General features: G+C 73.4%; 7 protein-coding genes and 1 pseudogene. 6 read left to right on the top strand and 2 right to left on the bottom strand.

The window, feature by feature from the left end:
• The 3 genes and pseudogenes from Q0112_RS05845 to Q0112_RS05835 all read left to right on the top strand — a co-directional run.
• Positions 1-320 (top strand): annotated as a pseudogene (locus Q0112_RS05845) (c-type cytochrome biogenesis protein CcmI); the annotation flags it as partial.
• Between the two features lie 62 nt (positions 321-382).
• A complete protein-coding gene (gene ruvX, locus Q0112_RS05840; protein ID WP_297972692.1) occupies positions 383-802 on the top strand; it encodes a Holliday junction resolvase RuvX in 420 nt (139 codons plus the stop codon).
• Positions 799-1,035 carry a DUF1289 domain-containing protein gene (locus Q0112_RS05835; RefSeq protein ID WP_297972690.1) on the top strand — a complete coding sequence of 79 codons (237 nt, stop codon included), beginning with the start codon at positions 799-801 and terminating at the stop codon, positions 1,033-1,035. The genes ruvX and Q0112_RS05835 overlap by 4 nt, the downstream gene beginning before the upstream one ends.
• On the opposite strand, the gene Q0112_RS05830 is transcribed toward Q0112_RS05835, so the two are convergent.
• Together Q0112_RS05830 and dusA are read right to left on the bottom strand one after the other, a co-directional pair.
• The gene (locus Q0112_RS05830; protein WP_297972688.1) at positions 1,036-1,866 is read right to left on the bottom strand and encodes a sulfite exporter TauE/SafE family protein; all 831 of its coding nucleotides are present in this window, start codon (positions 1,864-1,866) and stop codon (positions 1,036-1,038) included.
• 35 nt (positions 1,867-1,901) lie between these two features.
• Positions 1,902-2,906: a tRNA dihydrouridine(20/20a) synthase DusA gene (gene dusA, locus Q0112_RS05825; RefSeq protein WP_297972686.1), complete on the bottom strand. Its 1,005-nt coding sequence runs from the start codon at positions 2,904-2,906 to the stop codon at positions 1,902-1,904.
• Between the two features lie 329 nt (positions 2,907-3,235).
• Between dusA and Q0112_RS05820 the strand changes: the two genes are divergently transcribed.
• The 3 genes from Q0112_RS05820 to Q0112_RS05810 form a co-directional block, all read left to right on the top strand.
• On the top strand, positions 3,236-4,888 hold the full coding sequence (locus Q0112_RS05820; protein WP_297972683.1) for an FAD-binding oxidoreductase: 1,653 nt from the start codon (positions 3,236-3,238) through the stop codon (positions 4,886-4,888).
• Complete coding sequence (locus Q0112_RS05815; protein ID WP_297972682.1) at positions 4,885-6,105, top strand: CaiB/BaiF CoA-transferase family protein; 1,221 nt, start codon at positions 4,885-4,887, stop codon at positions 6,103-6,105. Before Q0112_RS05820 ends, Q0112_RS05815 begins: the two co-directional genes overlap by 4 nt.
• Positions 6,105-6,729 (top strand): FAD-dependent oxidoreductase (locus tag Q0112_RS05810; protein WP_297972680.1); only part of this gene is annotated, 625 nt, incomplete at its 3' end. The genes Q0112_RS05815 and Q0112_RS05810, both read left to right, overlap by 1 nt.

Here is a 6,729-nt window from a genome sequence, read left to right as displayed (position 1 = left end):
CCGAGGCGGCGCGCCAGGCCGGGCTCGCGCCGCCGGCCGGTGCCGGGCCGAGCGCGGAAGACGTCGAGGCCGCAGGGGCGATGGCGCCCGAGGAGCGGCAGGCGATGATTGCCGGGATGGTGGACGGGCTCTCCGAGCGGCTGGCGCGCGAGGGCGGGCCGCCGGAGGACTGGGCACGGCTCATCCGCTCGCTCGGGGTGCTCGGCCGGCGCGAGGAGGCGGCGGCGATTCTCGCCGAGGCGCGGCAGAAGCATGCCGGTGATCCGGCCGGCCTCGCCGTCATCGAGGCGGCGGCGGCGGACGCGGGGCTGGCGCCGTGACCGCGCCCATCCTCGCCGAGCCGGCCGCCTTCGCGGCGGCGCTCGCGCCCGGGCAGGCGCTGATGGGGCTCGACCTCGGGACGCGGACGATCGGGGTCGCCGTCTCCGACACCTCGCGCCGGGTGGCGAGCCCACTCGAGACCATCCGGCGGACGAAGTTCAGCGCCGACGCCGCGGCGCTGCTGCGGCTGGCCGAGGCGCGGCGGATCGGCGGGCTGGTGCTCGGGCTGCCGCGCAACATGGACGGCAGCGAGGGGCCGCGGGCGCAGTCGACCCGCGCCTTCGCCCGCAACCTCGCCGGGCTGACCGAGCTGCCGATCACCTTCTGGGACGAGCGGCTCTCGACGGTGGCGGCGGAGCGGGCGCTCCTCGAGGCGGACGCCTCACGGCGCCGGCGGGCCGAGGTCATCGACCATGTGGCGGCGGGCTACATCCTGCAGGGGCTGCTCGACCGGCTGGCGCATCTCGAGGCGCGGCGGTGAGCGACGAGGTCTGGCGGCGCGACGAGGTGGAGAGCCCCTGCGTCAGGATCTGCCTCCTGCATCCGCAGGCCGGCATCTGCATCGGCTGCTACCGCACGGCGGAGGAGATCGCCGGCTGGTCGACGATGACGCCGGAGGCGCGGCGGGCGGTGATGGCCGAGCTGCCCGGGCGGGCGCATCTGGTGAAGCCGGTGCGGCGCGGCGGGCGGGCCGGGCGCCGCGGCGGCGGGTGATCAGCCGATGAGCGCCTTCCGGAGCATGTTGAGCGCCATCAGCATGATGAAGCCGGCGAAGGCGAGCTTCAGCGGCCTCGGGTTCATGGCGTGGGCGAGGTGGACCCCCCAGGTGGTCGTCACCATGGTGACGCCGATCACCACCAGGAAGGCTGGGATGTTGACCAGGCCGACCGTCCAGGGCGGCAGGCCGGGCGCTCCCCAGCCCTGCATGAGGAAGCCGATGACCGAGGGGATGGCGATCATCAGCCCGAAGCCCGAGGCGGTCGCCACCGCGCGGTGGATCGGCTGGCCGTAGAGGCGCATCAGCGGCACCCCGAAGCTGCCGCCGCCGATCCCCATGAGCACGGAGAGGAAGCCGATGACCGGGGCGGTGATCGCGCGTCCGAGGCCGGTCGGCATGTGGTCGCCGAGCCGCCAGCTGTCGCGGCCGAAGGCGAGGTAGAGGCCGACGATGGTGCCGAGGATGCCGAAGACGACCATGAGGGCGGTCGTCTTCATGCCGCCGGCGACGATGACGCCGAGGATGGCGCCGATGGCGATGCCCGGCCCCCAGCCGCGCAGGATGCTCCAGTCGACTGCGCCCTTCTTGGCGTGCGCGCGCACCGAGCGCTGCGAGGTGAAGACGATGGTGGCGAGCGAGGTGGCGATGCAGACCTGCATGATCTGCGGCCCGTCGTAGCCGAGGGCGAGGAAGGTGTAGAGGAAGGCCGGCACCAGCACGATGCCGCCGCCGACCCCGAGCAGGCCGGCGATGACGCCGGCCCCGGCGCCGATCAGGACGAGCAGGCCGACGAGCGGCAGGAGCTGGGCAAGATGGGGCAGCGGCATCGCGGGCAGCTCCTGTCGGGCCGATGCTCCCTGCCCTACCCTGCCCGGCGCAGCGGATCAACGGGCTCGGGTCGCGGCACGATGGCGGCGAGGGCCGCGCGCACCAGCTCCGGGCCGGCGCCGGGCCGGTGCGCCTCCTCCGAGAGCTGGCGGCGCCAGGCGCGCGCGCCGGGGCGGCCCTGGAAGGCGCCGAGCATGTGGCGGGTGATGGCGTTGAGCGGCGTGCCGCGGCTGCGCTCGGCCTCGATGTAGGGGAGCATGGCCGTCACCGCTGCTTCGGCCGTCACGTCCGGGCCTGGGGCGCCGAAGATGCGCCGGTCCGCGGCGCCGAGCAGCGCCGGCGCATGGTAGGCGGCGCGGCCGATCATCGCGCCGTCAAGGCCGCGGGCGAGGAAGCCCTCGGCCTTGTCGAGGCTCGCGATGCCGCCGTTGACGACGAGGGCGAGGTCGGGGAAGCGGGCCTTCATCCTGACGACGAGGGCGTGGTCGAGCGGCGGGATCTCGCGGTTCTCCTTCGGGCTCAGGCCCTCGAGCCAGGCCTTGCGGGCGTGGACGGCGAAGCGCCGCACGCCGGCGCCGGCCACGGTGCCGAGGAAGGCGGGCAGCACCGCCGCGGGGTCCTGCTCGTCGACGCCGATGCGGCACTTCACGGTGACCGGCACCGGGCCGGCGGCGGCGATCATCGCCGCGGCGCACTCGGCGACGAGGCCGGGGGTGCGCATCAGCGCGGCGCCGAAGCAGCCCGACTGCACCCGGTCCGAGGGGCAGCCGACGTTGAGGTTGATCTCGTCGAAGCCCATCTCGCGCCCGACCCGCGCCGCGGCGGCGAGCTCGCCCGGATCCGCCCCACCGAGCTGCAGCGCGAGCGGACGCTCGTCCGGGTGGAAGGCGAGCAGCCGCGCCCGGTCGCCGCGCAGCACCGCGCCGGTCGTCACCATCTCGGTATAGAGCAGCGTCCGCCGGGTGAACCGCCGGTGGAAGTAGCGACAGTGCCGGTCGGTCCAGTCCATCATCGGCGCCACGGACAGGCGCCACGGCATTGCATCGGCTCGATCTAAAGGCATATCAATCATTTGCGGCGCTTCATTCGTGTTTCAGCTCTGCTCCACCGTTCCCACGACTTACAGGCTGCGGGCTTGCGATGTAAGACGCGACTCGAACGGCGCGCCGGAGCTTTCGATGCTCGTCCCCAACGAGCCGGCCCGACCCGCATCTCTGCGTGATCCTCGACCGGTCGGAGCCGCCGCGCGCCACGAGTTCAGACAACAATTGCTCACCTGAGGCGAAGGAGAACTTGTTTGTCATCCGAGGAGATGGGGGAGCATGCTTCAACCGAACTGGCGAACCCCAACACGGTGAGGAGACCCGAGTGTCTGAGCGCAGACGGAAATTCTATGCCTGGGGCTTCGAGGACCAGACGGCGACAGCCGAGGAGATGGCCCCCGTCCTAGACACCTGGCACCGCGTCTTCGGGACCGACTTCGAGGTGACGCCGGCCCCGACGCTCGAGACGATCGAGATGCGCGCCCCGCGGATCACCGCCATCCCCGCCGCGCTGACCGGGATCTGCCGGCAGGACCGCTACGAGCGGGCGCTGCACGCCTACGGCCGATCCTTCCTCGACGGGGCGCGGATGTTCCGCGGCGACTTCACCCGCGCCCCCGACGTCGTCGCCTATCCGCGCACCGAGGACGACATCCGCGCCCTCCTCGACTGGGCGGGCGGCATCGGCGCCGCGGTCATCCCCTTCGGCGGCGGCTCGAGCGTCGTCGGCGGGGTGAACCCGGAGATCGAGGGCGACTATGCCGGCGTCGTCACCATCGACATGTGGCACATGAACCGCCTGCTCGAGGTCGACCAGGTGTCGCGCTCGGCCCGCGTGCAGGCCGGCGTCTACGGCCCCGACCTCGAGCGCCAGCTCAAGGAGCACGGCCTCACCCTCCGGCACTTCCCGCAGAGCTTCGAGCTCTCGACGCTCGGCGGCTGGATCGCGACCCGCGCCGCCGGCCACTTCGCCTCGAACGCCACCTATATCGACGACTATGTCGAGAGCATCCGCATGGTGACGCCGCAGGGGGTGAGCGAGAGCCGCCGCCTGCCCGCCTCCGGCGCCGGCCCCTCCCCCGACCGCTTCGTCATGGGGACCGAGGGCTCGATCGGGATCATCACCGAGGCCTGGATCCGCGTGCTGAACCGCCCGCGCTTCAAGGTCGGCGCGACGCTGGTCTTCGACGACTACCATCGCGCCGCCGAGGCGGTGCGGGCGATCTCGCAATCCGGGCTCCAGCCCGCCAACTGCCGGCTGATCGACGCGCTCGAGGCCGGGCACACCAAGGCCTACGAGGGCGGCAAGCCGATCCTCGTCCTCGGCTACGAGAGCGCGCACTACCCGGTCGACGACCTGCTCCGGCTCACCGTCGAGCTCTGCGCCGACTACGGCGGATCGCCGGTCGAGACGAGCGACCGGCCGGAGGCGCGCAGCGCCGTCGCCGGCCAGTGGCGCAACGCCTTCATCCGCGGCCCCTACTACCGCGAGCACATGATCGCCCGCGGCATCTGCCGCGAGACCTTCGAGACGGCCGTGCCCTGGAGCGGCTTCCCCGAGCTGCACGGCTCGGTCGTCCGCACCGTCGACGAGGCGATCCGCCGGGTCACCGGGCGCGCCGGCACCGTCACCTGCCGCTTCACCCACATCTACCCGAACGGGCCGGCGCCCTACTTCACCTTCCACTGCCTGCCCGACCGGGCGCGGATGGCCGAGCAGTGCATGGAGATCAAGGTCGCGGCCTACGATGCGGTGATGAAGGCGGGCGGCACGATCACCCACCATCACGCGGTCGGCCGGCTGCACATGCCCTGGTACGTCGAGCAGCGGCCGAAGCTGATCGGCGCCGCCTTCGCCGCGGCGAAGCGGGCGCTCGACCCGGCGGGGATCATGAACCCCGGCGTCATCGTCCCCGAGGCCGACATCGCGGCCTGGCGCCCGGTGCCGGCGGAACGCGAGGCGGTCGCCGCGTCATGAGCCTGCCGCTCTCCGGCCTCCGCGTCCTCGACCTGTCGCGCATCCTCGCCGGCCCGAGCTGCACGCAGATCCTCGGCGATCTCGGCGCCGACGTCATCAAGGTCGAGCGGCCCGGCGCCGGCGACGACACCCGCGGGTGGGGGCCCCCCTTCCTGCCCGCGGGTGTCGACGACGCCCCGCACGGGGACAGCGCCTATTTCCTCTCCACCAACCGCAACAAGCGCTCGCTGACCGTCGACATCTCCAAGCCCGAGGGGCTCGCCATCGTGCGCGAGCTGGCCCAGGGGTCGGACGTCCTGATCGAGAACTTCAAGGTCGGCGATCTCGAGCGGCGCGGGCTCGGCTGGGAGGCGGTGCATGCGCTCGCCCCGCGGCTCGTCTACTGCTCGGTGACCGGCTTCGGCCAGACCGGCCCCTATGCCGGCCAGGCCGGCTACGACTTCATCATCCAGGGCATGGGCGGGCTGATGAGCCTGACCGGCGAGCCGGAGGGCGCGCCGATGAAGGTGGGCGTGCCGATCTCCGACATCATGGCCGGGATGTACGCGACGGTGGCGATCCTCGCCGCGCTGCGCGAGCGCGACGCGACCGGCCTCGGGCGGCGGATCGACATCTCGCTGCTCGATTGCCAGGTGGCCTGGCTCTACAATCAGGTCGCCAACTACCTGGTCAGCGGGCGGGTGCCGCGGCGGCACGGCAACGCCCACCCGAACATCGTGCCCTACGAGACCTTCCGCACCGCCGACGGGCACGTCAACCTCGGGGTCGGCAACGACAGCCAGTTCCGCCGGCTCTGCGACCTGATCGGCCGGCCGGAGCTGGCCGAGGACCCGCGCTTCGCCCGCAACGCCGGGCGGCTCGAGCATCGCGAGACGCTGCTCGCCGACCTGCGCGCCGCCTTCCTCGGGCGCACGAGCGCGGCGTGGATCGCGGCCTGCAACGCCGCCGGCATCCCCTGCGGGCCGATCTACTCGGTGCCCGAGATGCTGGCCGACCCGCACGTCGAGGCGCGCGGCGTGGTGCAGGAGACGGCGCATCCCGGCCAGCCCGGCGCGCCGATCCGGCTGCTGCGCTCGCCGCTCCGCATCGAGGGGCACGACCTCGGCATCCGCCGCGCGCCGCCGACCCTCGGCGAGCATACCGGCGAGGTGCTCGCCGAGCTCCTCGGCTACGACGCGGCGCGGATCGCCGAGCTGCGCGCGGGCGGGGTGGTGTGATGGCCACGGCCGCCGTCCGCCTGGCAGTCCGCCTGCCGCCGCGCGAGGTCCCGCTCCTGCGCGAGGTGGACGTCCTCGTCGCGGGCGGCGGCTCGGCGGGGGTCGCGGCCGCGGTCGGCGCGGCGCGGGCCGGGGCGTCGGTGCTCCTCGTCGAGCGGAACGGCTTTCTCGGCGGCACGATGACGGCGACGAGCCTCGGCGGCATCTGCGGCCTCTACGGCCTCGTCGACGGCGCGCCGGTGCAGATGGTCTTCGGCTTCGCCGAGGAGGTGCGCGCCCGGCTCGCCGCCGCCGGCGGCACCCGCGGACCGCTGCCCTGGCTGAAGACGGCCTCGCTGCCCTACGATCTCTTCACGCTGAAGACGGTGCTCGACGAGCTCGCCGAGGTGGCGGGGCTCGAGCTCCTCTACCAGGCCCGGCTGACCGACGTGGTGCGCGACGGGAACCGGATCACGCACGCGATCGTCCGCGGCCGCGCCGCGCCCTTCGCCGTCGCGGCGCGCGTCTTCGTCGACGCCTCGGGCGACGGCGAGCTCGCGGCGCTCGCCGGCGCCGAGACCGAGGTGGCGGCCGGCGGGCTCCAGTTCCCCTCGACGATGTTCCGCATGGCCGGGGTCGATACCG

Origin of the sequence: uncultured Amaricoccus sp. (assembly GCF_937858865.1) — a bacterium.
Classification (GTDB): domain Bacteria; phylum Pseudomonadota; class Alphaproteobacteria; order Rhodobacterales; family Rhodobacteraceae; genus Amaricoccus.
The sequence above is the reverse complement of the archived record's forward strand: the minus strand, read 5'-3'. Positions and strand labels throughout refer to the sequence as shown.